This window comes from Streptomyces sp. NPDC006372 (assembly GCF_040612515.1).
Taxonomy (GTDB): Bacteria; Actinomycetota; Actinomycetes; order Streptomycetales; family Streptomycetaceae; genus Streptomyces.
On sequence record NZ_JBEXQJ010000001.1, the window covers coordinates 799,524 to 822,354 of the forward strand.

23 protein-coding genes are annotated in these 22,831 nt (G+C 70.6%); 13 read left to right on the top strand and 10 right to left on the bottom strand.

The window, feature by feature from the left end:
* Window positions 1–47 precede the first annotated feature (47 nt).
* Complete coding sequence (locus ABZ016_RS03545) at window positions 48–2,255, bottom strand: MMPL family transporter (protein ID WP_356914859.1); 2,208 nt, start codon at window positions 2,253–2,255, stop codon at window positions 48–50.
* Between the two features lie 294 nt (window positions 2,256–2,549).
* Between ABZ016_RS03545 and ABZ016_RS03550 the strand changes: the two genes are divergently transcribed.
* The 3 genes from ABZ016_RS03550 (at window position 2,550) to ABZ016_RS03560 (ending at window position 5,881) form a co-directional block, all read left to right on the top strand.
* Window positions 2,550–3,125 (top strand): TetR/AcrR family transcriptional regulator, encoded by a 576-nt coding sequence (locus ABZ016_RS03550; RefSeq protein ID WP_356915047.1) that lies wholly within the window; start codon window positions 2,550–2,552, stop codon window positions 3,123–3,125.
* A gap of 81 nt (window positions 3,126–3,206) precedes the next feature.
* Window positions 3,207–3,446, top strand: coding sequence for a heavy-metal-associated domain-containing protein (locus ABZ016_RS03555; protein WP_356914860.1), 240 nt, complete (start codon window positions 3,207–3,209; stop codon window positions 3,444–3,446).
* Between the two features lie 197 nt (window positions 3,447–3,643).
* Complete coding sequence (locus tag ABZ016_RS03560) at window positions 3,644–5,881, top strand: heavy metal translocating P-type ATPase (RefSeq protein ID WP_356914861.1); 2,238 nt, start codon at window positions 3,644–3,646, stop codon at window positions 5,879–5,881.
* Window positions 5,882–6,490: 609 nt separating this feature from the next.
* Here ABZ016_RS03560 and ABZ016_RS03565 read toward each other — a convergent pair.
* The 6 genes from ABZ016_RS03565 to ABZ016_RS03590 all read right to left on the bottom strand — a co-directional run bounded on the left by ABZ016_RS03565 (window position 6,491) and on the right by ABZ016_RS03590 (window position 11,649).
* Complete coding sequence (locus ABZ016_RS03565) at window positions 6,491–7,780, bottom strand: citrate synthase (RefSeq protein WP_356914862.1); 1,290 nt, start codon at window positions 7,778–7,780, stop codon at window positions 6,491–6,493.
* 178 nt (window positions 7,781–7,958) lie between these two features.
* Complete coding sequence (locus ABZ016_RS03570; protein WP_356914863.1) at window positions 7,959–10,241, bottom strand: ATP-dependent RecD-like DNA helicase; 2,283 nt, start codon at window positions 10,239–10,241, stop codon at window positions 7,959–7,961.
* Window positions 10,242–10,275: 34 nt separating this feature from the next.
* A complete protein-coding gene (locus ABZ016_RS03575) occupies window positions 10,276–10,482 on the bottom strand; it encodes a DUF397 domain-containing protein (protein WP_356914864.1) in 207 nt (68 codons plus the stop codon).
* Window positions 10,469–10,615 (bottom strand): hypothetical protein, encoded by a 147-nt coding sequence (locus ABZ016_RS03580; RefSeq protein ID WP_356914865.1) that lies wholly within the window; start codon window positions 10,613–10,615, stop codon window positions 10,469–10,471. The genes ABZ016_RS03575 and ABZ016_RS03580 overlap by 14 nt, the downstream gene beginning before the upstream one ends.
* 64 nt (window positions 10,616–10,679) lie before the next feature.
* Window positions 10,680–10,880, bottom strand: coding sequence for a DUF397 domain-containing protein (locus ABZ016_RS03585; RefSeq protein WP_356914866.1), 201 nt, complete (start codon window positions 10,878–10,880; stop codon window positions 10,680–10,682).
* Window positions 10,867–11,649, bottom strand: a complete 783-nt coding sequence (locus ABZ016_RS03590; protein ID WP_356914867.1) for a DUF5753 domain-containing protein — start codon at window positions 11,647–11,649, stop codon at window positions 10,867–10,869. Before ABZ016_RS03590 ends, ABZ016_RS03585 begins: the two co-directional genes overlap by 14 nt.
* Window positions 11,650–11,673: 24 nt before the next feature.
* Here ABZ016_RS03590 and ABZ016_RS03595 point away from each other — a divergent pair, with 24 nt between their 5' ends.
* Window positions 11,674–11,979 carry a hypothetical protein gene (locus ABZ016_RS03595; protein ID WP_356914868.1) on the top strand — a complete coding sequence of 102 codons (306 nt, stop codon included), beginning with the start codon at window positions 11,674–11,676 and terminating at the stop codon, window positions 11,977–11,979.
* Here ABZ016_RS03595 and ABZ016_RS03600 read toward each other — a convergent pair.
* Window positions 11,960–12,820, bottom strand: coding sequence for an alpha/beta fold hydrolase (locus tag ABZ016_RS03600; protein WP_356914869.1), 861 nt, complete (start codon window positions 12,818–12,820; stop codon window positions 11,960–11,962). The genes ABZ016_RS03595 and ABZ016_RS03600 overlap by 20 nt on opposite strands.
* 109 nt (window positions 12,821–12,929) lie before the next feature.
* On the opposite strand from ABZ016_RS03600, the gene ABZ016_RS03605 reads away from it, so the two are divergent.
* The 4 genes from ABZ016_RS03605 to ABZ016_RS03620 are packed head-to-tail and all read left to right on the top strand — an operon-like array spanning window position 12,930 to window position 15,238.
* Window positions 12,930–13,376: a MarR family transcriptional regulator gene (locus tag ABZ016_RS03605; RefSeq protein ID WP_356915048.1), complete on the top strand. Its 447-nt coding sequence runs from the start codon at window positions 12,930–12,932 to the stop codon at window positions 13,374–13,376.
* Window positions 13,377–13,407: 31 nt separating this feature from the next.
* The gene (locus tag ABZ016_RS03610; protein WP_356914870.1) at window positions 13,408–13,839 is read left to right on the top strand and encodes an ASCH domain-containing protein; all 432 of its coding nucleotides are present in this window, start codon (window positions 13,408–13,410) and stop codon (window positions 13,837–13,839) included.
* Between the two features lie 2 nt (window positions 13,840–13,841).
* Window positions 13,842–14,831 (top strand): hypothetical protein, encoded by a 990-nt coding sequence (locus ABZ016_RS03615; RefSeq protein ID WP_356914871.1) that lies wholly within the window; start codon window positions 13,842–13,844, stop codon window positions 14,829–14,831.
* Window positions 14,828–15,238, top strand: coding sequence for a cytidine deaminase (locus ABZ016_RS03620; protein WP_356914872.1), 411 nt, complete (start codon window positions 14,828–14,830; stop codon window positions 15,236–15,238). The genes ABZ016_RS03615 and ABZ016_RS03620 overlap by 4 nt, the downstream gene beginning before the upstream one ends.
* 9 nt (window positions 15,239–15,247) lie before the next feature.
* Here ABZ016_RS03620 and ABZ016_RS03625 read toward each other — a convergent pair whose 3' ends face one another.
* Together ABZ016_RS03625 and ABZ016_RS03630 are read right to left on the bottom strand one after the other, a co-directional pair.
* Entirely contained in the window at window positions 15,248–15,895 is a 648-nt protein-coding gene (locus tag ABZ016_RS03625; RefSeq protein WP_356914873.1) for a dihydrofolate reductase family protein, read from the bottom strand.
* A gap of 101 nt (window positions 15,896–15,996) precedes the next feature.
* Window positions 15,997–16,362: a hypothetical protein gene (locus ABZ016_RS03630; protein ID WP_356914874.1), complete on the bottom strand. Its 366-nt coding sequence runs from the start codon at window positions 16,360–16,362 to the stop codon at window positions 15,997–15,999.
* 216 nt (window positions 16,363–16,578) lie between these two features.
* Between ABZ016_RS03630 and ABZ016_RS03635 the strand changes: the two genes are divergently transcribed.
* The 5 genes from ABZ016_RS03635 (at window position 16,579) to rbsD (ending at window position 22,422) form a co-directional block, all read left to right on the top strand.
* Window positions 16,579–17,598 carry a LacI family DNA-binding transcriptional regulator gene (locus tag ABZ016_RS03635; RefSeq protein ID WP_356914875.1) on the top strand — a complete coding sequence of 340 codons (1,020 nt, stop codon included), beginning with the start codon at window positions 16,579–16,581 and terminating at the stop codon, window positions 17,596–17,598.
* Window positions 17,595–19,115, top strand: a complete 1,521-nt coding sequence (locus ABZ016_RS03640) for a sugar ABC transporter ATP-binding protein (protein ID WP_356914876.1) — start codon at window positions 17,595–17,597, stop codon at window positions 19,113–19,115. Before ABZ016_RS03635 ends, ABZ016_RS03640 begins: the two co-directional genes overlap by 4 nt.
* The gene (locus ABZ016_RS03645) at window positions 19,105–21,057 is read left to right on the top strand and encodes a substrate-binding domain-containing protein (RefSeq protein ID WP_356914877.1); all 1,953 of its coding nucleotides are present in this window, start codon (window positions 19,105–19,107) and stop codon (window positions 21,055–21,057) included. Before ABZ016_RS03640 ends, ABZ016_RS03645 begins: the two co-directional genes overlap by 11 nt.
* 76 nt (window positions 21,058–21,133) lie before the next feature.
* Window positions 21,134–22,036, top strand: coding sequence for a ribokinase (locus ABZ016_RS03650; protein WP_356914878.1), 903 nt, complete (start codon window positions 21,134–21,136; stop codon window positions 22,034–22,036).
* Window positions 22,033–22,422, top strand: a complete 390-nt coding sequence (rbsD, locus tag ABZ016_RS03655; protein WP_356914879.1) for a D-ribose pyranase — start codon at window positions 22,033–22,035, stop codon at window positions 22,420–22,422. The genes ABZ016_RS03650 and rbsD overlap by 4 nt, the downstream gene beginning before the upstream one ends.
* The last annotated feature ends 409 nt before the right edge of the window (window positions 22,423–22,831 follow it).

Below are 22,831 nucleotides of genomic sequence, written 5' to 3' on the forward strand. Positions count from 1 at the left end.
GCGCGGACCGCCGGCCGGCGAGGCGGCGAGGCCCGGTGGTGGGACCCTCAGCCGCGGGCCCCGGCCTTGTCCCGGGCGGGTTCCGCGTCCCTCGCCGGTTCCGGATCGGTCTCGCTCAGGCCGAAGCGCTCGTGGAAGCGGCGCAAGGGGCCGGGCGCCCACCACGTGGCACGGCCCGTGAGGCGCATGACCGCGGGGACCAGGAGGCTGCGGACGATCATCGCGTCCATCAGGACCGCCAGGGCGACGCCCAGGCCCAGCATCTTGGTGTTGGTGACCCGGGAGGTGCCTATCGCGACCATGACCACGGCCAGGATGACCGCTGCCGCCGTGATCAGCCCGCCGGTGCGCCGGAGCCCGTGGCGCACGGCCTGGTCGTGGTCGCCGGTGTGGTCGTACTCCTCCTTGATGCGGGAGAGCAGGAACACGCCGTAGTCCATGGACAGGCCGAAGGCCACGCAGAACATCAGGACCGGGAGGGTCGTCTCTATGGAGCCGGGGCTGGTGAAGCCGAGCAGGCCGGAGAGGTGGCCGTCCTGGAAGACCCAGACGACCGCGCCGAACATGGCCGTCAGACTGAGCGCGTTGAGCACCACCGCCTGGATCGGGATCAGCACACTGCCGGTGAGGAGGAAGACCAGGAGCAGGGTGACGATGGTGATGAAGACGGCCGCGAGCGGCAGGCGTTCCCCTATGGCGTCCTTGGAGTCGACCAGGACGGCCGCCGTGCCGGTCACCTCGGTGTCGAAGGGGGCCTCGGCCTCGCGCAGTTCGCCGACCAGGCGCTGGGCCCGGTCGTCGACCGCCTCGCCCTTCGGCAGCACCGTGAAGTACGCCGAGTCGCCCTTCACCAGCGGCCCGTCGACCCGGGCCACATCGGGCAGTCCGGCGATCCGCTCCTTGTAGGCGCCGTACTGCGCCTCGGTCGCACGGCCCTCCGCGAGCACTTCGAGGCCGCCGCCGGGGCTGCCCGGGAAGCCCTCCCTGATGTGCTGCTGCACGACGTGGGACTCGGAGGTCGAGGGCAGCTGACGGTCGTCCGCGGTGCCGAACTTCACTCCCAGGAAGGGCAGTCCGAGCAGGACGAGCACGGCCGTGGTGCCGAGGGCGAAGAACGGGGCGCGGCGCATGACGAGCGCCGCCGTGCGCGCCCAGGTCCTGCCTTCCTCCTCGGCGGGCTCCGGCCGGTGCCCGCGCCGGAACACCCGGCGCAGGTCCAGGGAGTTGACCCGGTGCCCCAGCAGCGTCAGCGCCGCCGGGAGCAGAATCAGCGCGGCCGCCGCGGCCAGCAGTACGACGGCGATCCCGGCGTAGGCGAAGGACCGCAGGAAGTACTGCGGGAAGACCAGCATCGCCGCGAGGGAGACCGCGACCGTGAGGGCGGAGAACAGCACGGTGCGGCCCGCCGTGCGCAGGGTCGTGCCGATGGCGGTCGAGGGCTCGGCGCCGGTGGAGAGTTCCTCGCGGAAGCGGCGGACGATGAACAGCGCGTAGTCGATGGCGAGGCCGAGGCCGAGGGCCGTGGTGAGGTTGATGGCGAACACCGACACGTCGGTGAGTTCCGTGAGGCCCCGCAGGATCGCGTTGGTCCCGAGGATCGCGACGATGCCGATGCCGAGCGGCAGCAGGGCGGCCACGGCGCTGCCGAAGACCATCACCAGCAGCACGAGCGTCAGCGGAAGGGCGATGAGCTCCGCCCGGGTCAGGTCCTCCTGGATGATCGTCTGCATCTCGTGCCGCACGGCGACCGGGCCGCCGACGTTGACCTCGACCGGGCCGTGCGCGCCGCGGTAGTGGGGCGCGATGCGCTCCAGGGTCTCGCTCGCGGTCTTCTCCTCGCCCGTGATGTGGGCGGCTATCAGCGCCTGGTGTCCGTCCTCGGCGCGCAGGGCCGGGGTGCGGGACTGCCAGTAGGAGCCGACGCCGGTAACGCCCTGCTCACCGGCCAGCCGCTCCGCGAGCCGCCCGGCCTCGGCGGCGACGGCCGGATCGTCGACCGAGGCGTCGCCCGCGTCGACCAGGAGCAGCAGGTTGGGCTGGGAGCCGGGGAACTCGCGCTCCAGGGCCTTGGTCGCGTGGGTGGACTCGGCGGCCGGATCCTCCCAGCCGCCGGCGCCGAGCCGGTCGGCGACGCCGCTGCCGGCCAGCACCGCGAGCGCGGTGATCGCCAGCGCCACCAGCAGCGACAGCCTGGGCCGTGCGGTCACGAAACGGGTCCAGCCTCCGACGCGCGGAGGTGTGTTGACTTCGGTCATCGTGCGGTGTCCCCTTCACCGTGACCCGCGTCCAGGCGCAGCCTGACAGCACGGGGCTGCCATAGACTGGCAAACACGAGAGATCGCTCGCATTCTTGCCACTCAAGAATGCGAGCGAGGACTCGCGTTTGTCAATCGCGTTCCGAGACCTGGGGATGACGGGTGCCCGAGAAGTCCGAGAATCCGACGGAGCCGGCCGAGACGGCCGAGACCGCCGAGACCGCCGAGACCGCCGAGACGACGGCAGCGGCCGAGGAGCGGCCGCGCCGCCGTCAGGCCCGCGGCGAGCGCCGCATCGCCCAGCTGCTCGAAGCCGCCGCCACGGTCTTCTCCACCACCGGCTACACGGCCGCCAGCACCAACGCCATCGCCCGTGAGGCGGGCGTCTCGCCGGGGACGCTGTACCAGTTCTTCCCGAACAAGGAAGCGATCGCGATCGAGTTGGGCAGCCGGCTCCTGCACGAGATGCGGGAGTCCTACGACGAGGCCCTCACTCCGATCGACCCCGCGACCACCCCGCTCGAAGACGTGATCGCCGGGACCGTGGACCGCTTCATCGAGTTCAGCTGCCGCTACCCGGCCTTCTTCGTCCTGATGCACGGTCCCGACATCCCGGGGCGGATCGCCGAGGAGCACGAGGCGCTGCACACCACACTGGTCGCACGGGTCGAGACGATCCTCGCCCCGTTCGCACCCGGCACCCCCGCCGCGACGATCACCCGCACCGCCCGGATGTGCGTCGGCATCTACAAGGCAGGCCTGGAACTGATCATGATCCACGAGGGAGCCGAGCGGGAGGCGTACGTCCAGGAGCTGAAGGACGTGCTCCTGCGGTACTTGAGACCACTGGCGGGGGACGTCGTGAGGTGATACCCCCTGGGGGTACAGTAGGGAGGTGTGGGGCCCTCATGGGTCCCCACCGCCCCACATGTCTCCCCGAGGAGTAACGACATGACCGCCCAGACCGACACCACGGGATCCGTCACCGCCGTCTACAAGGTGAGCGGCATGAGCTGCGGACACTGCGAGGGCGCCGTCTCCGGCGAGATCTCCCAGATCCCGGGCGTCGATTCGGTGACGGCCGTCGCCTCGACCGGCGAGGTCACCGTCGTCTCCGCGGCCCCGCTCGACGAGGAGGCCGTCCGCGCCGCCGTCGACGAGGCCGGCTTCGAACTGACGGGCAGGGCCTGAGCCGACTGACGGACGAGGCCTGAGTCGACCGACGGGCGAGACCTGAGCCGGCCGATAACCCCGGAAGCCCGGGCCTGAGACCCGCCAGACCTGGCACTCGTACCGACGTACGGGCCGTACGACGCCGCACCGGCCCGTACGGCCCGTTCCGCTTCCCGGGCGCGCCCACCTCCCGGAGCACGGACTGGAGTACGCACATGACCAGCACCACCGCCAAGGCTCCGGCGGACGGCGAGCCCGCGCTCGCCGAGGTCGAGCTGCTCATCGGCGGGATGACCTGCGCGTCCTGCGCGGCCCGCGTCGAGAAGAAGCTCAACCGCATGGACGGCGTCACCGCCACGGTGAACTACGCGACGGAGAAGGCCAGGATCGCCTACCCCGCCGGCACCGAGGTCGCCGACCTGATCGCGACCGTGGTGAAGACCGGGTACACCGCGCAGGAACCCGCGCCCGCACCCGAGGAGGAGCCCACCGCCGACGACGACCCGGAGCTGTCGGCACTCCGCCGGCGCCTCCTCGTCTCGGCCGCCCTCGCCGTCCCCGTCGTCCTGCTGGCGATGGTCCCCGCCCTCCAGTTCGACAACTGGCAGTGGCTCTCGCTCACGCTCGCCGCACCCGTCGCCGTCTGGGGCGGGCTGCCGTTCCACCGGGCGGCCTGGACGAACGCGCGGCACGGCGCCGCCACCATGGACACACTGGTCTCCCTCGGCACGCTGGCCGCGTTCGGCTGGTCCCTCTGGGCGCTGTTCCTCGGCGACGCCGGCCTGCCGGGCATGCGGCACCCCTTCGAGCTCACGGTCACACGCGGCGACGGCGCCTCCTCGATCTACCTGGAAGTCGCCTCCGGCGTCACCGCGTTCATCCTGCTGGGCCGCTACCTGGAGGCCCGTTCCAAGCGCCGCGCGGGAGCGGCCCTCAAGGCGCTGATGGAGCTGGGCGCCAAGGACGTGGCCGTGCTCCGCGACGGCCGTGAGGTGCGGATCCCGGCCCAGCGACTGGCCGTCGGCGACCGGTTCGTCGTACGCCCCGGAGAGAAGATCGCCACCGACGGCACGGTCGTCGAAGGGGTCTCGGCGGTGGACGCCTCGATGCTGACCGGAGAGTCGGTGCCGGTGGACGTGACCGCCGGGGACACGGTCACCGGCGCGACGGTCAACGCGGGCGGCCGGCTGGTCGTCGAGGCCACCCGGGTCGGCGCCGACACGCAGCTCGCGCGGATGGCGAAGCTGGTGGAGGACGCGCAGAACGGCAAGGCCCAGGTGCAGCGGCTGGCCGACCGGGTCGCCGGGATCTTCGTTCCGGTGGTCCTGCTGATCGCCGTCGCCACGGCCGGGGTGTGGCTCAGGCTGACCGGGGACGCCGTCACCGCGTTCACCGCGGGCGTCGCCGTCCTGATCATCGCCTGCCCCTGCGCGCTGGGCCTGGCCACGCCGACCGCGCTGATGGTCGGCACGGGCCGCGGTGCCCAGCTCGGCATCCTCATCAAGGGCCCGGAGGTCCTGGAGTCCACGCGCCGGATCGACACGGTCGTCCTGGACAAGACCGGCACGGTCACCACGGGCCGGATGACCCTCCAGGAGGTGTACGTGGCCGAGGGCGCGGACGAGAAGCAGGTGCTGCGGCTCGCGGGCGCCGTCGAACACGCCTCCGAGCACCCCGTGGCGCGCGCGATCGCCGTGGGCGCGGAGGAGAGGGCCGGACAGCTCCCGGACGTCGAGGACTTCGAGAACGTCCCCGGGCGGGGCGTTCGTGGGCGCGTGGAGGGCCGTGAGGTCGCCGTGGGGCGGCTCTTCGGCGAGGTACCGCCGGAGCTGGCCCGGGCGCGTGACGAGGCCGAGCGGGCCGGGCGTACGGCCGTCCTGGCCGGCTGGGACGGGAGCGCGCGGGCCGTCCTGGCCGTGGCCGACGCGGTCAGGGAGACCAGCGCCGAGGCGGTGCGCGAACTGCGCGCCCTGGGGCTCACGCCGGTACTGCTGACCGGGGACAACCGGGCGGTGGCAAAGGCGGTGGCCACGGCCGTGGGGATCGACCGGGTGGTGGCGGAGGTCCTGCCCGAGGACAAGGTCGACGCCGTACGGACGTTGCAGGCCGAGGGGCGGGTCGTCGCCATGGTGGGCGACGGCGTCAACGACGCCGCCGCGCTGGCCACCGCCGACCTGGGCCTGGCCATGGGCACCGGCACGGACGCCGCGATCGAGGCGGGCGATCTGACGCTGGTCCGCGGTGACCTGCGGGTGGCCGCCGACGCGATCCGGCTGTCCCGGCGGACGCTGGGCACGATCAAGGGCAACCTGGTGTGGGCCTTCGGCTACAACGTGGCCGCGCTGCCCCTGGCCGCCGCGGGCCTGCTGAATCCCATGATCGCCGGAGCCGCGATGGCGTTCTCGTCGGTCTTCGTCGTCACGAACAGTCTGCGACTGCGGACATTCCGGTGAAGTCCCCCGAATTCGGCCTAAGTTCACGGCGAACCTGATATGAGCCCCTCTGGAGTCCCGGGCCCGGCTCACATAAGCTCTTCACAAGGCGCGCGCATCATCCTTACGCTTGAGTCCCGGTCGGCATATCCGGGCTCTTGTGCATCTAGCGGACATAAGCAAGAGACGCAGATCACAGTGATGTGAACGTAACCATCGAAGGGGTTCGAAGGTCTAAGTTGACGATGCCGGGCAGCGTCTTGGGGGGCGATACCTGGCATCTGGAGGTGTCTTGGGGGACTCCTCCGGAGATGCGTTGCCGGGACACGTACACCGGGAAGCTTTGAGCGGCCCTCCCGGTCGTGCGCTGTCCCGGCAGACCGCACACAACCGAAGTACGGCGGGTTTTGCTCGTTGTGCTCACAGCGATTCAGGCGCTGTCCTCACAGACGCCCGGCCGGATCCCGTGGGGGGAATCCGTACCGGGACTGGGAAGGCGCCCTGGCCGTCGGCCCGTGGGGGGACCGACGCTCGGGGCGCCTTCTTTTTCTCTGCGGCTTCTGTGCAGCCAGGAACGCGAGAGCCCCCGCACCCGGAAGCCGGATACGAGGGCTCGAGCGGTACGGCGCCTCAGCGCTCCTCGACGGGCACGAAGTCGCGCTCGACCACGCCCGTGTAGATCTGGCGCGGGCGGCCGATGCGGGAACCCGGCTCCTTGATCATCTCGTGCCACTGGGCGATCCAGCCCGGCAGCCGGCCGAGGGCGAACAGGACCGTGAACATCTCGGTCGGGAAGCCCATGGCCCGGTAGATCAGGCCGGTGTAGAAGTCGACGTTCGGGTAGAGGCTGCGCGAGACGAAGTAGTCGTCGGAGAGCGCGTGCTCCTCCAGCTTCAGCGCGATGTCCAGCAGCTCGTCGGACTTGCCGAGGGCGGACAGCACGTCGTGCGCGGCGGCCTTGATGATCTTGGCGCGCGGGTCGAAGTTCTTGTAGACCCGGTGGCCGAAGCCCATCAGGCGGACGCCGTCCTCCTTGTTCTTCACCTTGCGGATGAAGGTGTCGACGTCGCCGCCGCTGTCGCGGATGCCCTCCAGCATCTCCAGCACGGACTGGTTGGCGCCGCCGTGCAGCGGGCCCCACAGCGCGTTGATGCCGGCCGAGATCGAGGCGAACATGTTCGCCTGCGAGGAGCCGACCAGGCGGACCGTGGAGGTCGAACAGTTCTGCTCGTGGTCCGCGTGCAGGATCAGCAGCTTGTCGAGCGCGGAGACCACGATCGGGTCGAGCTCGAACTCCTGCGCGGGGACCGAGAAGGTCATGCGGAGGAAGTTCTCGACGTAGCCGAGGTCGTTGCGCGGGTAGACGAACGGGTGGCCGATCGACTTCTTGTACGCGTACGCCGCGATCGTCGGGAGCTTGGCGAGCAGACGGATCGTGGAGAGGTTGCGCTGACGCTCGTCGAACGGGTTGTGGCTGTCCTGGTAGAAGGTGGACAGCGCCGACACGACCGAGGACAGCATGGCCATCGGGTGGGCATCGCGCGGGAAGCCCTTGTAGAAGTTCTTGACGTCCTCGTGCAGCAGGGTGTGCTGCGTGATGTCGTTCTTGAACGTCGAGAGCTCGTCGACGGTCGGCAGCTCGCCGTTGATCAGCAGGTAGGCGACCTCCAGGAAGGTGGAGCGCTCGGCCAGCTGCTCGATCGGGTAGCCGCGGTACCGCAGGATGCCCGCTTCGCCGTCCAGATAGGTGACGCCGGATTTGTAGGCGGCGGTGTTGCCGTAACCGCTGTCCAGCGTCACCAGACCGGTCTGGGCGCGGAGCTTGCCGATGTCGAAGCCCTTGTCACCGACGGTGCTGTCGATCACCGGGTAGGTGTACTCGTTGCCGTCGTACCGCAGTACTACAGAGTTGTCGCTCACGTCTTCCCTCACCGACGTTGTGCCTCATCTTCGAGGTGCCCTGACTGTCTCTACCATCCCCCACTCGGCTCAGGAGAGTGCACTCGGGGTCGACCATCGGGCCTATCGGCGGCACTGAGTGCCGCCAACTTGCTCATCCTGCCCCCTGTGTTCCCCATCTGGAAGTGCCTTGTGACCTTCACGACTCATTTGATCGATCATTTTTCTGTGCGTCGAGCCGGAAGTCGAGTGCCGTGCACCGCCGGCCTGCCGACACCGTGCGCACCGCCTGGCCGATCGCCTTGCGCGAACCGACGAGAACGACCAGCTGTTTGGCCCGGGTGACGGCCGTGTACAGCAGGTTCCGCTGGAGCATCATCCAGGCGCCCGTGGTGACCGGGATGACGACCGCCGGGTACTCGCTGCCCTGGGACCGGTGGATGGTCACGGCGTACGCGTGAGCCAGCTCGTCGAGCTCGTCGAACTCGTACGGAACCTCCTCGTCCTCGTCCGTCAGCACCGTCAGGCGCTGGTCGACCGGGTCGAGCGAGGTGACCACGCCGACGGTGCCGTTGAAGACACCGTTCTTGCCCTTCTCGTAATTGTTGCGAATCTGGGTGACCTTGTCGCCGACCCGGAAAACCCGTCCGCCGAATCTCTTCTCGGGCACGTCGGGACGCCCCGGGGTGACGGCCTGTTGCAGCAGGCCGTTGAGGGTGCCCGCGCCCGCCGGGCCCCGGTGCATGGGGGCGAGGACCTGCACGTCCCGGCGGGGGTCGAGTCCGAACTTGGCCGGAACGCGACGGGCGGCCACGTCCACGGTGAGCCGCCCGGCCGCCTCGGTGTCGTCCTCGACGAACAGGAAGAAGTCCGTCATGCCGTCGGTGACCGGGTGCCGGCCGGCGTTGATCCGGTGCGCGTTCGTCACCACACCGGACTGCTGGGCCTGCCGGAAGACCCGGGTGAGCCGCACGGCCGGGACGGGGCTGCCGTCGGCCAGGAGGTCGCGCAGGACTTCGCCCGCGCCCACGCTGGGCAGCTGGTCCACGTCACCGACGAAGAGCAGGTGGGCGCCCGGCGGCACCGCCTTGACCAGCTTGTTGGCGAGGAGCAGATCCAGCATGGAGGCCTCGTCGACCACCACCAGGTCGGCGTCCAGCGGGTGGTCCCGGTCGTAGGCCGCGTCGCCGCCGGGCTTCAGCTCCAGCAGGCGGTGCACGGTGGAGGCCTCGGCGCCGGTGAGTTCGGACAGCCGCTTGGCGGCCCGGCCAGTCGGGGCGGCGAGCACGACCTTGGCCTTCTTGGCGCGGGCCAGCTCCACGATCGAGCGGACCGTGAAGGACTTGCCGCAGCCGGGACCGCCGGTGAGCACGGCGACCTTCTCGGTCAGGGCGAGCTTGACGGCGGCCTCCTGCTCGGGGGCGAGGTCGGCGCCCGTGCGCGTTCTCAGCCAGCCGAGGGCCTTGTCCCAGGCCACCGTCCCGAAGCCCGGCATCCGGTCCTCCCCGGTGCGCAGGAGGCGCAGCAGCTGGGCGGAGAGGGAGAGTTCGGCGCGGTGGAAGGGGACGAGGTAGATCGCGGTGACGGGCTCCCCGCCGTCCGGGCCCGGGACCTTCTCCCGTACGACGCCGGGTTCCTCGCCGTCCTCCGGCGGCTCGGCCAGCTCGGCGAGGCACTCGATGACCAGGCCGGTGTCGACCTGGAGGAGCTTCACCGCGTCCTTGATCAGCTGCTCCTCGGGGAGGAAGCAGTGGCCCTGGTCGGTGGACTGCGACAGCGCGTACTGGAGGCCGGCCTTGACCCGCTCGGGGCTGTCGTGCGGGATGCCCACGCTCTGGGCGATCTTGTCGGCGGTGAGGAAGCCGATGCCCCAGACGTCGGCGGCGAGCCGGTAGGGCTGGTTCTTCACGACGGAGATGGAGGCGTCGCCGTACTTCTTGTAGATGCGGACCGCGATGGACGTGGACACCTCGACCGTCTGGAGGAAGAGCATGACCTCCTTGATGGCCTTCTGTTCCTCCCAGGCGTCGGCGATCTTCTTCGTCCGCTTGGGGCCGAGGCCGGGGACCTCGATGAGCCGCTTGGGCTCCTCCTCGATGATCCGCAGCGTGTCCAGGCCGAAGTGCTGGGTGACGCGGTCGGCGAAGACCGGGCCGATGCCCTTGACCAGGCCGGAGCCGAGGTAGCGGCGGATGCCCTGGACGGTGGCCGGGAGCACCGTCGTGTAGTTCTCCACGTGGAACTGCTTGCCGTACTGGGGGTGGGACCCCCAGCGGCCCTCCATGCGCAGCGACTCCCCCACCTGCGCGCCGAGCAGCGCCCCGACGACCGTGAGCAGGTCGCCCCCGCCTCTGCCGGTGTCCACCCGGGCGACCGTGTAGCCGTTCTCCTCGTTGGCGTACGTGATCCGCTCCAGGACACCTTCGAGAACGGCGAGCCGCCGCGGCTCCTCGGCGGTGGGGTTCCCCGTCTGGTTGGGCATGATCCGACGGTACCGGTGGGGTACGACAGTGCGGTCAGCCCTTGATGTGGCCTTCCTTGATCGCGGTCACGAATACGGCCCAGCCGCTCGTGGAGAACGCCAGGGTCGGACAGCCGGGGGTTTTGCTGTCGCGGACGGGGACGAGGAAGTGGCCGTGAGCGACTTCGAGGCACTCGCCTTGGTCGCCGCCGCTGTAGCTGGACTTGTGCCAGCCGGTGATGCCGCTTTCAGTGGTGGCCATGCGCGTGTTCCTCCGCCGCCGCTCTGACGAGGGCCAGTGACTCCTGCTGCGACAACGCGTCGCTCAGGGCCAGAGCGCCGAGCAGCGCGCCGACGACCGTGAGCAGATCGCCGGCACCTCTGCCGGTGTCCACCCGGGCGACGGTGTAGCCGATCTCCTCGTTGGCGTACGTGATCCGGTGGGGTACGACACTCCGGTCAGCCCTTGATGTGGCCTTCCTTGACGGCGGCCACGAATAGGGCCCAGCCGCTTGTGGAGAACGCCAGGGTCGGGCCGCCCTTGGTCTTGCTGTCGCGGACGGGGACGAGGGGGTGGCCGTGAGCGACTTCGAGGCACTCTGCTTGACTGCCGCCGCTGTAGCTGGATTTGAACCACCCAGTGTGCTCACTGCTGATCATGCGTGTGTTCCTCCGCTGCCGACCTGACGAGGGCCAGTGACTCCTGCTGGGACAACGCGTCGCTCAGGGCCAGAGCGTAAGCGGTCTGGCAGGCGCTCACCAGCGGCGGATCATCCATCAGGCGTCCGGTCTCGAACGCGTCGACGTATGCCACCGGGGCGGAGTCCTCGAAGCTCATCAGTGTCAGCAGGCTCTCCATGAGCGCGTGCGCACCGACGCGGTAGGGGAGGACGTGCAGCCGGATTCGTCGTGCCTCGGCCAAGTCCGCGATCTTGTGCAGCTGTTCGGCCATGACCTGCGGGCCACCCACGCAGCGTCGCAGCACGGCCTCGTCGAGAAGCGTCCAGACCACCGGAGCGGACGGCCCGTCGAGGATCCGGGCACGCTCTGTTCGTATGACAACGTGCCTGTCCAGTTCCTGGTCCGTGCGGTTGAGGCGGTAGGCGGCGAACACAGCCCGCGCGTAATCAGGTGTCTGAAGCAGTCCGGGAACCAGTGCGAGCGCGAACTGCTGGATCAGCGTTGCATGACGCTCCAGTTCGGCGGCGGCAGCGAAGCGGGGGTCGTACTTGTTCTCCAGATCCTCCAGCCAGCCGTCCGCCGGAGGCGAAGCTCCTCCCCGTACTTCTGGCGGGGTGTTCGAAGCGCGCGGCGTTCGTCCATGCGGCCAACTCCTCTTCCTGACAGGCGCGATGTCAAGCTCCAGCCCCTGGCAGCGTAGCCAGCGCCGACCCCACTCTGTGAGTGATTCAGCACAGAACGCAGTCACCGCAGGTGAGAAGGAGGTGTGGGCATGACCGACGAACGGCACTCCCCCGCGACGGCCGGGCGTCTTCTGCCCTGGAGCAGTCCCGAGGGCAAACCGTGTTACCTCGTGGGCGACGGGACGGGATACGTCTCACGCCTCGCCGACGACATCGAGGACCTGCAGCTCGGCATGGCGGCCGAACTGCTGGGTCATTCCGCCGAACTCCTCGCGGTACGACGGGTGACGAGTGCGGAGTTGCACTACTTGGCCCTGCGGCTCACCGAGTCGTTGCGGGACGTCGTGCGGGTGGCGGAGAGCAGAGGGAGACGGCTCAGAGCAGAAAGTCGCTGATGCGGCGGCTCGCTTCGGGCGGGGCGGCGTGCGGCAGGGCGTGGTGGGAGACGTTGGGCAGGGTGGCCGTCGTGGCGTGGGGCAGCAGTTTCCCGGCGCGGGCGGCCACCTTGGCGGGGTCATGGGTCCGGCTGCGTTCGGCGACGAGTACCAGGACCGGCAGGTCCAGGGCGCCCAGCGCGCCCGGCTTCGGGACTGGCCCCACCACCGGCCGCACGGCGGGGAAGCCGGCGGCTGCCTCCTGGAGGGCGTGCCAGTCGGGGTCGAGGGGTGCACCCCGGGTTTCCCATTCCAGGAAGACCCGGACCCGGCGGGGCGTGGGCCGCATCAGCATCCGCACGGCGTGCAGCCCGTACGCCGGCTTGAGTTTGGTGAAGCACTGGGTCGGGTCCAGGAGGACCAGCCGGCGCACCCGGTGGGGCGCGCGCAGGGCGTACTGCAGCGCGATCCAGGCACCGTAGGAGTGCCCGCCCAGGTCGGTCTCCGCGAGGTCGAGGCCCTTGAGGAGCGCGTCCAGCCAGGTCACCAGGTCGGCCGTGGTGCGGGGGTGGCGGCCGGGGGCCGGGGTGCTGCGGCCCGGGGCGCCGATCAGGTCGACGGCGTACAGCCGGTGGACATGGGACAGTTCGGCGGCCTGCCGGTACCAGGACGCGGAGGTGGGGCTTCCGCCGCCCGGCAGCAGGAGGAGCGGGGGCCCGTCGGCCGGGCCGCAGATGTTGACGTGCGTCGCGCCGAAGGGCGTGGGCACGGTCGCGGTCTCCCGCGTGGTCGGCCACTTGGCCATGACCCTGTCGTAGGCGGCGAGGAAGCCGTCCATGTCGTACGTACCGCGAGCGCTCATGAACCAGGACCTCTATTATCTCGGCCAGCAAGATACTTGTTGAGCGAGATGCTAGGGGAGGCGCCCCGTGTCCGACCAGGAGTACGAAGGGGCCGGGCAGGGGCCCGAGATGGAGATCGTCCATCTGCTGCGCGCGGTGGTCGTCGACCTGGGGCGGCACAGCGGCCGGTTCGCCCAGCGCAACGGCATGCATCCCACCGACGTGCGGGCGCTGATCGTCCTGATGGACGCCTACCGCGCGGGGAAGGACACCAGCGCCGGGCAACTCGGTGCGGCGCTCGGGCTGAACTCGGCGGGGACCACTGCGTTGGTCGACCGGCTGGAGCGGGCCGGGCATGTGCGGCGGGTGCGGAGCGAGCGGGACCGTCGCAAGGTCACCATCGAGGTGGACGAGCGCGCGATCGCCCTCGGCCGCCGGCACTTCGGCCCGCTGATCGACCGGGCAGTGGGTCTGTTGCGCGAGTACGACGAACGCGAACTGGCCGCGATCAAAAGCTTTCTGACGGGGATGCGGGAAGCTGCGGCCCAGGAAGGCGAGCGGGCGGACGGCCATTGATCAACGCGAGCGGTCTTCGTACCCTCTCCCGGTGGGACATGACGACCTTCCGACTCTCGAACTCGCCTTTCCCGGCCCGGAACGCGATCGTGGCGTCGCGGCGATCCTGAACGGCCGGAAGACCGCGCTCACGGGTCTGCTGGAGATCTACGAGCACGCCGGAGAGGCCGTGCCGCGAACCGGTCAGCGGTTCGCGGTGCTCGATTCCGAGGGTCGGCCGGCCGTCACGATCGAGCTCGTCGACGTGCGGGTCGTTCCCCTGCGGGAGATCGACGACGACTTCGCGCGAGCCGAGGGGCGCGGCTACGCCGACGTGGCACAGTGGCGGACAGCGCACGAGGAGTTCTTCCGGAGCGACGGCGTGAGCGAGTTCCTGGGTCGCACCCCCGTCATCGACGACGACACTCTCGTCGTCGCCGAGCGCTTTCGGGTCGTCGAGCGCGACGACCCGCGCAGCCAGTGATCATGTCGGAGGCGCTGGGCGTCCTGCGGCGCCACCGCCGAGCGCTGTACGGCTTCACTCTCGTCGTGTCCGCCCCGACGGCCGTGCTCGGCTGCGCGATCCTGGCCTGGGGATTCGCGGCGACCTGGGACGCCTTCGGGGCCGTCCGGGACTACGCGGACCGCAACATCGCCAACGAGGACTCCTACGTGGCCTACGCCGACGGCGGCCTGGACCCGTTGGTGCGGGTCGGTGCCGTGGTGATGGTGCTGCAGTTCGTCCTGGCCCTCCTCGTCGTCTCCGTCCTGCACACCGCGTACGCCGTCGCCGATTCCCACGCCAGGCACGACGACGGACCGCTGACCACCCGCGAGCTGTGGCGGCGCAGCCGCCCGCGTGTTCACGCCGCCCTCGCGGTCAACGCGCTGACCGGGCTCGCCGTGGGCGCCGTGGAGCTCGCGGCCCTGGTGTGGTGGTCCCTCGTCGAGGGCAGCGAGGTGCCCGGTGTCGAGCCCACGCCGATCGGTGAGACCGCGTCCCCGCAGTACACGCTGGTGGGGTGGGTGCTGCCGATCGCCATCGGGTGTCTCGGCCCGCTGCTGTACTTCCGCCTCTCGGGGGCCACCGCCGAGTCGGTGCTGGAGCGCCGTTCCCCGTTCGTTGCGTTGTACCGCTCCTGGGTGCTGACCCGCCGCGCACGGTGGCGCACGCTCGGCGTGGGCACGCTGGTCACGGCGGGCGCCGTGCTCGTCTTCTGGCTCGCCCGGTACGCGGCGGCTCCCCTGGCGCACTACGCCGGGCTCGGCATGCTGTGGCTCAGCGGCGGCAACGTGTGGATCACGGGCGTGCTGGTGAAGATCCTGCCGACCGCCGTGGCCCTGCTTCTGCTGCCCCCGGTGGTCATGCCCCTGGTGTGCGCGGTGGTCGCCCGCCTGCACGGGGAGCTCAGAGAACAACAGCCGGCCGGACCGACCACGGCTGACACCCCGGCAAGAGCGGAGCGGAGACGATGACCGCGCGGCACCATCCCGTCGACCACGAACTCGTCCAGGCCGCCACGCACGTGGCCGAGACCCGGTGCCGGGGTGACCAGCACACCGTGGCGGCCGCGGCCCGGGTCCGGGACGGCCGGATCGTCACCGCGGTGAACGTCTACCACTTCACGGGAGGGCCCTGCGCCGAACTGGCCCTCATCGGTGCGGCGGCCGCCCAGGGCGCGTACGAACTGGACACGATCGTGGCCGTGGGCGACCGGGGCCGAGGCGTCGTCCCGCCGTGCGGCCGCTGCCGGCAGGTCCTGCTGGACTACTTCCCGGGCATCGAGGTCATCGTCGGTACGGGCGACCGCGCCCGTACCGTCCTGATCACCGACCTGCTGCCCGAGAGCTACGTCTGGGCGGACCAGCTCACCACCGATTGATCGACCGGCTCACTTCCTCCAGAACAGGTGGTGCGTCACCCCGCTCGGGCTCGGCACCACGTCGCGGTGGAAGCGGTCGAGCAGGTCCTCGGGCGACTCCCAGAGCCGTGAACCGGACCCGAGCTTCACCCCCGGCGAGACCGCCACGTGCAGCGTGTCGACCAGGTCGGCGTCGAGGAACTGCCGGATGACGTGGGCGCCGCCGCCGAGCCGGACGTCCTTGCCCTGTGCCGCCTCCCGTGCCCGTTCCAGGATCTCGGCGGGGGTGCCGCCGACGAAGTGGAACGTGGTGTCGGAGAGCGTGAACGACGGACGCTCGTGGTGGGTCATGACGAACACCGGCGTGTGGAAGGGGGGTTCGTCGCCCCACCAGCCCTTCCACTCGTGGTCCTGCCAGGGGCCGCGCTGGGGACTGAATTTGTTGCGGCCCATGATCTCGGCGCCGATGTTGTGGTGGAAGTCGCGCACCAGGTAGTCGTCGAGGCCGCGGCTCCCGCCCGGGTCGGTGCGGTTGGGCCAGCTCGCCGTGGCCCCGGCCCACGCGAACATCGTCGCGGGGTCGGCGTGCCCGAAGGGCCGCTCCAGGCTCTGGCCCTCGCCGGCGCCGAAACCGTCGCTCGAGACGTTGAAGTTCTGCACGCGCAGTAGCTGGGGCACGGGGTTCCTCCTGTGGTCGATGAGATGAAGGGTGGCAGGAAGGGTCGACTACTCCGGCCGGCAGAACTCATCGGTCGTCCGCGGACCCCGCTCTCGCCGGCTCACCCGCCCTGGTCCACCACGTGGTCGAGCACCGGCCGGAAGTCCTCGGTCCGGGAGAACTCCACGAACTCGCTGTCCTCCAGGGCGACCGGGACATGGCCGGGTGCCCAGTAGTAGGCCTGGCCCGCCTCGTACTCCTCCTCGCCGGAGGCCGTCCGCACCCTGATCCGGCCCTTGAGCAGATAGCCCCAGTGCGGGCACTGGCACGCGTCGTCGGGCAGGCCTTTGAGGGCCGGGCCCATGTCCGTGCCCTGGGACAGGCTGATGTAGCTGACTGACATACCGCCCCCGATCGGCATGTTGCGCACCTCTACGCCGTCGCCTCCGAGTGCGATGGGTACGTCGTTACGGGTCGCCGCCGTCATGTGCTCCTCCGCTCGCCCGGAAAACCGGCCTCCGAAACGGACCTTTCCCTTCCACCCTGGACCGCCGGGGAGCCCCCCGCGACATCACGATCCGGTTGCGAGGTGCCGCCGGGGTCTTGATTTACCGCCGTGTAATCGATTCCATCCCCCCGTCGGTGTAATCGATTCCACGGAGTCCGCGGACGGGCTCCGGTTCCACAAGGAGGTGGAGTGGCGATGGCGAGCATCAAGGACGTCGCTGCCGAGGCGGGCGTCTCCGTCGCCACGGTCTCGCGCGTCCTGAACGACCACCCGTCGGTCAGCGCCGAGGCACGCGCACGCGTGCTGGCCGCCGTCGAGGCCCTGGGCTACCGCCCGAACGCCGTCGCCCGCTCCCTGCGCACCGACCAGACCCACACCCTCGGCCTGGTCATCAGCGACGTGCTGAACCCGTACTTCACGGAGCTGGCCCGCTCCGTCGAGGAGGAGGCCCGCGCGCTCGGCTACAGCGTGATCATCGGCAACGCCGACGAGCGGCCCGACCTCCAGGACCACCACGTACGGAACCTGCTGGACCGGCGGATCGACGGGCTGCTCGTCTCCCCCACGGACGGCGGCTCGCCGCTGATGCTGGACGCCGCGCGGGCCGGGACGCCCATGGTGTTCGTGGACCGGTGGATCCCGGGCGTGGACGTGCCGGTGGTGCGGTCGGACGGGCGGGCCGCCGTGCGGGACCTCGTGGCGCACCTGTGCGGGCTCGGGCACCGGCGGGTCGCCATCATCGCCGGGCCGGCGGCGACCACGACCGGCCGGGAGCGCGTGGACGCCTTCCGGGACGCGCTCGCCGCGTTCGGGCTCGAACTGCCCGACGCCTACATAGGGCAGGGCGACTTCCAGGCCGAGAGCGGGCGCCGGGTCACCGAGGGGTTCCTCGACCTGGCCGAGCCGCCCGAGGCCGTGTTCGCCGCCGACAACCTGATGGCGCTCGGCGCGCTGGACGCCGTACGCGCGCGTGGTCTGCGTGTGCCGGACGACATCGCGCTGGCCGCGTTCGACGACATCCCGTGGTTCGTGCACACCGATCCGCCGGTCACCGCGATCGCCCAGCCGACGGGCGAACTGGGGCGGGCCGCGGTGCGCGCCCTGGTCGACCGGATCGAGGGGCGGCCCGGCGAGTCCGTCACTCTCCCCGCCCGGCTCGTCGTACGCCGCTCGTGCGGCGAGAACCCCACCCCAGTGCAAAGGAGCACGACGTGAGCGACGCGGACGAGTTGCTGCGCATCGAGGGCATACGGAAGACCTTCCCGGGTGTGGTCGCGCTGGACGGCGTCGACTTCGACCTGCGCCGGGGCGAGGTGCATGTGCTGCTCGGTGAGAACGGCGCGGGCAAGAGCACGCTGATCAAGATGCTCTCCGGCGCCTACACGCCCGATGCCGGGCAGATCCTGGTGGGCGGCGAGGAGACGCGCATCCAGGGTGCGCAGGACTCCGAACGGCTCGGGATCGCCACCATCTACCAGGAGTTCAATCTCGTACCGGACCTCACCGTCGCCGAGAACATCTTCCTCGGGCGGCAGCCGCGCCGCTTCGGGATGATCGACCGGAAGCGGATGGAGGCCGACGCCGAGGTCCTGCTGAAGCGGGTCGGCGTGAACGTGTCGCCCCGCGCGCGGGTCCGGGACCTCGGCATCGCGCGGCTGCAGATGGTCGAGATCGCCAAGGCGCTCAGCCTCGAAGCACGGGTGCTGATCATGGACGAGCCGACCGCCGTGCTGACCTCCGAGGAGGTCGAGAAGCTCTTCGCGATCGTGCGCACACTGCGCGAGGACGGCGTCGGGATCGTGTTCATCACCCACCACCTGGAGGAGATCGCCGCCCTGGGCGACCGGGTCACGGTCATCCGGGACGGGAAGAGCGTCGGGCAGGTGCCCGCCGCCACGCCCGAGGACGAGCTCGTACGGCTCATGGTGGGGCGGTCGATCGAGCAGCAGTACCCGCGTGAACGGGCCGACCAGGGCGCCGCGTTGCTCACCGTCGAAGGGCTGACCCGGGACGGTGTCTTCCACGACGTCAGCTTCGAGGTGCGCGCCGGTGAGGTCGTCGGCATCGCGGGGCTGGTCGGCGCGGGCCGTACCGAGGTCGTACGGGCCGTGTTCGGGGCGGACCCGTACGACGAGGGGGCCGTGAAGGTCTCCGGCGCCTCGATCGCCAAGCACGACGTCAACGCGGCGATGACCGCGGGCATCGGGCTCATCCCCGAGGACCGCAAGGGCCAGGGCCTGGTGCTGGACGCGTCCGTCGAGGAGAACCTCGGGCTGGTGACACTGCGCTCGGCCACCCGCGCGGGGCTCGTCGACCTCAAGGGCCAGCGGGAGGCCGCCGAGCGGATCGCCAAGCAGCTGGGCGTGCGGATGGCGGGCCTCGGCCAGCACGTGCGCACCCTGTCCGGCGGCAACCAGCAGAAGGTCGTCATCGGCAAGTGGCTGCTCGCCGACACCAAGGTGCTGATCCTCGACGAGCCGACGCGCGGTATCGACGTCGGCGCCAAGGTCGAGATCTACCAGCTCGTCAACGAACTGACGGCGGCTGGTGCCGCCGTACTCATGATCTCCAGCGATCTGCCCGAGGTGCTCGGCATGAGCGACCGGGTGCTGGTGATGGCCCAGGGGCGGATCGCGGGCGAACTCTCCGCCGACGAGGCGACCCAGGACGCCGTGATGGCACTCGCCGTAAGCAACCCCAGCACTGACAAGGAGGCCTCCCGTGGCCACTGACACGCTCAAGAGCACGACGGGCGCGGGTGGCGCCTCGGGCGGCCTGCGCCGACTGCTGCTCGACAACGGAGCGCTCACCGCGCTCATCGTCCTCGTCGTCGCGATGTCGGCGCTGTCCGGCGACTTCCTGACGACCGACAACCTCCTCAACGTCGGCGTGCAGGCGGCCGTCACCGCCGTCCTCGCCTTCGGCGTCACCTTCGTGATCGTCTCGGCGGGCATCGACCTGTCGGTCGGCTCGGTCGCCGCGCTGTCGGCCACCGTGCTCGCGTGGAGCGCCACGTCCGCGGGCGTCCCGGTGTTCGCCGCCGTCCTGCTGGCCATAGCGACCGGTGTCGCGTGCGGCCTGGTCAACGGCATCCTGATCTCCTACGGCAAACTGCCGCCGTTCATCGCGACGCTGGCCATGCTGTCGGTCGCGCGCGGTCTGTCCCTGGTGATCTCCGAGGGCTCGCCGATCGCCCTGCCCGGCTCGGTCTCGCACCTCGGGGACACGCTCGGCGGCTGGCTGCCGGTGCCGGTGCTCGTGATGATCGTGATGGGGCTCCTCGCCGCGTTCGTGCTCGGCCGGACCTACATCGGCCGCTCGATGTACGCGATCGGCGGCAACGAGGAGGCCGCACGGCTGTCCGGCCTGCGCGTGAAGCGGCAGAAGCTCGCCATCTACGCCTTCTCGGGCGTCTTCGCCGCCGTCGCGGGTGTGGTGCTCGCCGCCCGGCTGTCCTCCGCGCAGCCCCAGGCCGCCGACGGCTACGAGCTGGACGCGATCGCCGCGGTCGTCATCGGCGGGGCGTCCCTGGCCGGTGGCACCGGCAAGGCGTCCGGCACGCTGATCGGCGCGCTGATCCTGGCCGTGCTGCGCAACGGGCTGAACCTGCTGAACGTGTCGGCGTTCTGGCAGCAGGTCGTCATCGGCGTCGTCATCGCGCTGGCGGTGCTGTTCGACACGCTGCGGCGCAAGGCGGGGGCGACCCCGGGTGCCGCCGGTGCCTCTGAAGGGGGCAAGGGCAGGCAGGCGGCGACCTACGGACTCGCGGCCGTCGTCACCGTCGCGATCGTCGGTGCCACGTCCTTCCTGCACAACGGCTCCTCCGCGGCGAGCACCCCGAAGATGGGCCTGTCGCTGTCCACCCTCAACAACCCCTTCTTCGTGCAGATCCGGGCGGGTGCCCAGGCCGAGGCGAAGAAGCTGGGCGTGGACCTGACCGTCACGGACGCCCAGAACGACGCCTCCCAGCAGGCCAACCAGCTGCAGAACTTCACCAGCTCCGGCCTCGGCGCGATCATCGTCAACCCGGTCGACTCGGACGCCGCGAGCAACTCGGTGAAGGCCGCCGACAAGGCGGACATCCCGGTCGTCGCCGTGGACCGCGTCGTCAACAACGCCAAGCTGGACACGCTGGTCGCCTCCGACAACGTCGCCGGCGGTGAGCTCGCCGCCAAGTCGATCGCCGAGAAGCTCGGCAGCAAGGGCAAGATCGTGATCCTCCAGGGCCAGGCGGGCACCTCCGCCGCCCGCGAGCGCGCGCAGGGCTTCGCGAACGGCCTCAAGGCCTACCCGGGCATCAAGGTCGTGGCCCAGCAGCCCGCCGACTTCGACCGCACCAAGGGCCTCGACGTGATGTCGAACCTGCTCCAGGCCCACCCGGACGTGCAGGGCGTCATCGCCGCCAACGACGAGATGGCGCTCGGCGCGATCAAGGCCCTGGGTTCCAAGGCCGGCAAGTCGGTCCCGGTGGTCGGCTTCGACGGCACGCCGGACGGACTGAAGGCGGTCGAGGGCGGCACGCTGTACGCGTCGGTGGCGCAGCAGCCGTCCCAGCTGGGCAAGATCGCCGTGGACAACGCCCTGCGGGCGCTCAAGGGCAAGAAGGTCGAGGAGACGGTGAAGGTGCCGGTGAAGGTGGTCACGAAGGAGAACGTGGCCGGCTTCAGCGGCTGACATCGGGGAACGGCCGGGCGGTCGCACACGGCTCGTGGGACCGCCCGGCCATGTCACTCACGTGGGGAGACAACTCATGTACGACTACGACCTCCTGGTCGTGGGGTCGGCCAACGCCGACCTGGTGATCGGTGTCGAGCGCCGGCCCGGTGCCGGCGAGACCGTGCTCGGCTCCGACCTGGCCGTCCATCCGGGCGGCAAGGGCGCGAACCAGGCGGTCGCGGCCGCCCGGCTCGGGTCCCGTACGGCACTGCTGGCCCGGGTCGGCGACGACGCCCACGGCAGGCTGCTGCTGGACTCGCAGCGGGAGTCCGGTGTGGACACGGTGGGTGTCCTGGTGGGCGGCGCGCCGACCGGGGTCGCGCTGATCACGGTCGACCCGTCCGGGGACAACAGCATCGTCGTCTCACCGGGCGCGAACGGCCGGCTGACCCCCGCGGACGTGAGCGCGGCCGCGTGCCTGTTCCAGAGCTCCCGGGTGGTCTCGGCGCAGCTGGAGATCCCGCTGGAGACGGTGGTGGAGGTCGTACGGACCCTGGCGCCGGACAGCCGCTTCGTCCTGAACCCCTCGCCGCCCCGGCCCCTGCCGCAGGAGGTGCTGGCGGCCTGCGACCCGCTGATCGTCAACGAGCACGAGGCGAAGGTGATCCTCGGCGCGTCCGCCGTGGGAGACAGCCCCGAGGACTGGGCGCGGATACTGCTCGCGAAGGGCCCGCGGTCGGTGGTGGTGACCCTGGGCGCGGAGGGCGCGCTGGTGGCCTCCGCGGAGGGGGTCTCCCGGGTTCCGTCGGTGAAGGTGGACGCCGTGGACACGACCGGCGCGGGCGACGCGTTCACCGCCGCGCTGGCCTACCGGCTGGGGGCGGGCGAGTCCCTGGCGGAGGCGGCCGCGTACGCGGCGCGGGTCGGGGCGGTCACGGTGACGAAGGAAGGCGCGCAGGCCTCCTTCCCGACGGCGGCGGAGGTCGCCGGGGCATGAAGAGGACCGGGATACTGAACCGCCATCTCGCCGGTGCGCTGGCCGAACTGGGCCACGGGGACGGGGTGCTGGTGTGCGACGCGGGCATGCCCATCCCCGACGGGCCCCGGGTGGTGGACCTGGCCTTCCGGGCCGGGGTGCCGGCGTTCGCCGAGGTGCTGGACGGGCTGCTGGCCGAGCTGGTGGTCGAGGGGGCGACGGCGGCGGAGGAGGTGCGGGAGGCCAACCCGGAGGCGTCGGAGCTGCTGACGGCCCGCTTCCCCGGGGTGGAGCTCGTCTCGCACGAGCGGCTCAAGGAGCTGTCGGCCGGGGCCCGGCTGGTGGTCCGCACGGGCGAGGCACGGCCGTACGCGAACGTGCTGCTCAGGTGCGGGGTCTTCTTCTGACCCCGGAACGGTTTCGAGGGGGCCCGGTCCGTCGACCGGGCCCCCTCGGCTTTTCCCCTCCCGTCAGGAGCTCTCCGCGATCCCCCCAGATCCCCTCCCAGAAGTCCTGACACCCACTACGACCCTCGGGGGACGGAAAGGGTTGCACGGTGGAGTAAGAAATTCTTGCCGAGCCCAGTCCCGCGGCGGCGTACGCTGAATTTCATGGTGCTTTATCAGGCCAAGAGGGGACATAAAGCCCAGGAATCGCCGAAGGATCCGAGCCTCCCCGTGTTCGTCGACTCCTCCGGTCGGCGTGCTCGGAACCTGCGGCGCATCGGCTACGGGCTGGCCGCCTGTGCAGCCGCGTACATGGCGGTCCTTGGGCTGAGTCTGATGGGAGCAACACCCTTCGCGCCGGGGGCGATCC

Bases quoted from the DNA above. Each gene is read 5' to 3' on its own strand.
- ABZ016_RS03635 (WP_356914875.1), top strand. From the start codon at position 16,579: ATGGCGAGCATCAAGGACGTCGCTGCCGAGGCGGGCGTCTCCGTCGCC.
- ABZ016_RS03585 (WP_356914866.1), bottom strand. From the start codon at position 10,880: ATGATCAGCAGTGAGCACACTGGGTGGTTCAAATCCAGCTACAGCGGC.
- ABZ016_RS03555 (WP_356914860.1), top strand. From the start codon at position 3,207: ATGACCGCCCAGACCGACACCACGGGATCCGTCACCGCCGTCTACAAG.
- ABZ016_RS03545 (WP_356914859.1), bottom strand. From the start codon at position 2,255: ATGACCGAAGTCAACACACCTCCGCGCGTCGGAGGCTGGACCCGTTTC.
- ABZ016_RS03605 (WP_356915048.1), top strand. From the start codon at position 12,930: ATGGAGATCGTCCATCTGCTGCGCGCGGTGGTCGTCGACCTGGGGCGG.
- ABZ016_RS03650 (WP_356914878.1), top strand. From the start codon at position 21,134: ATGTACGACTACGACCTCCTGGTCGTGGGGTCGGCCAACGCCGACCTG.
- ABZ016_RS03570 (WP_356914863.1), bottom strand. From the start codon at position 10,241: ATGCCCAACCAGACGGGGAACCCCACCGCCGAGGAGCCGCGGCGGCTC.
- ABZ016_RS03630 (WP_356914874.1), bottom strand. From the start codon at position 16,362: ATGACGGCGGCGACCCGTAACGACGTACCCATCGCACTCGGAGGCGAC.
- ABZ016_RS03595 (WP_356914868.1), top strand. From the start codon at position 11,674: ATGACCGACGAACGGCACTCCCCCGCGACGGCCGGGCGTCTTCTGCCC.
- ABZ016_RS03620 (WP_356914872.1), top strand. From the start codon at position 14,828: ATGACCGCGCGGCACCATCCCGTCGACCACGAACTCGTCCAGGCCGCC.
- ABZ016_RS03600 (WP_356914869.1), bottom strand. From the start codon at position 12,820: ATGAGCGCTCGCGGTACGTACGACATGGACGGCTTCCTCGCCGCCTAC.
- rbsD (WP_356914879.1), top strand. From the start codon at position 22,033: ATGAAGAGGACCGGGATACTGAACCGCCATCTCGCCGGTGCGCTGGCC.
- ABZ016_RS03615 (WP_356914871.1), top strand. From the start codon at position 13,842: ATGTCGGAGGCGCTGGGCGTCCTGCGGCGCCACCGCCGAGCGCTGTAC.
- ABZ016_RS03575 (WP_356914864.1), bottom strand. From the start codon at position 10,482: ATGGCCACCACTGAAAGCGGCATCACCGGCTGGCACAAGTCCAGCTAC.
- ABZ016_RS03560 (WP_356914861.1), top strand. From the start codon at position 3,644: ATGACCAGCACCACCGCCAAGGCTCCGGCGGACGGCGAGCCCGCGCTC.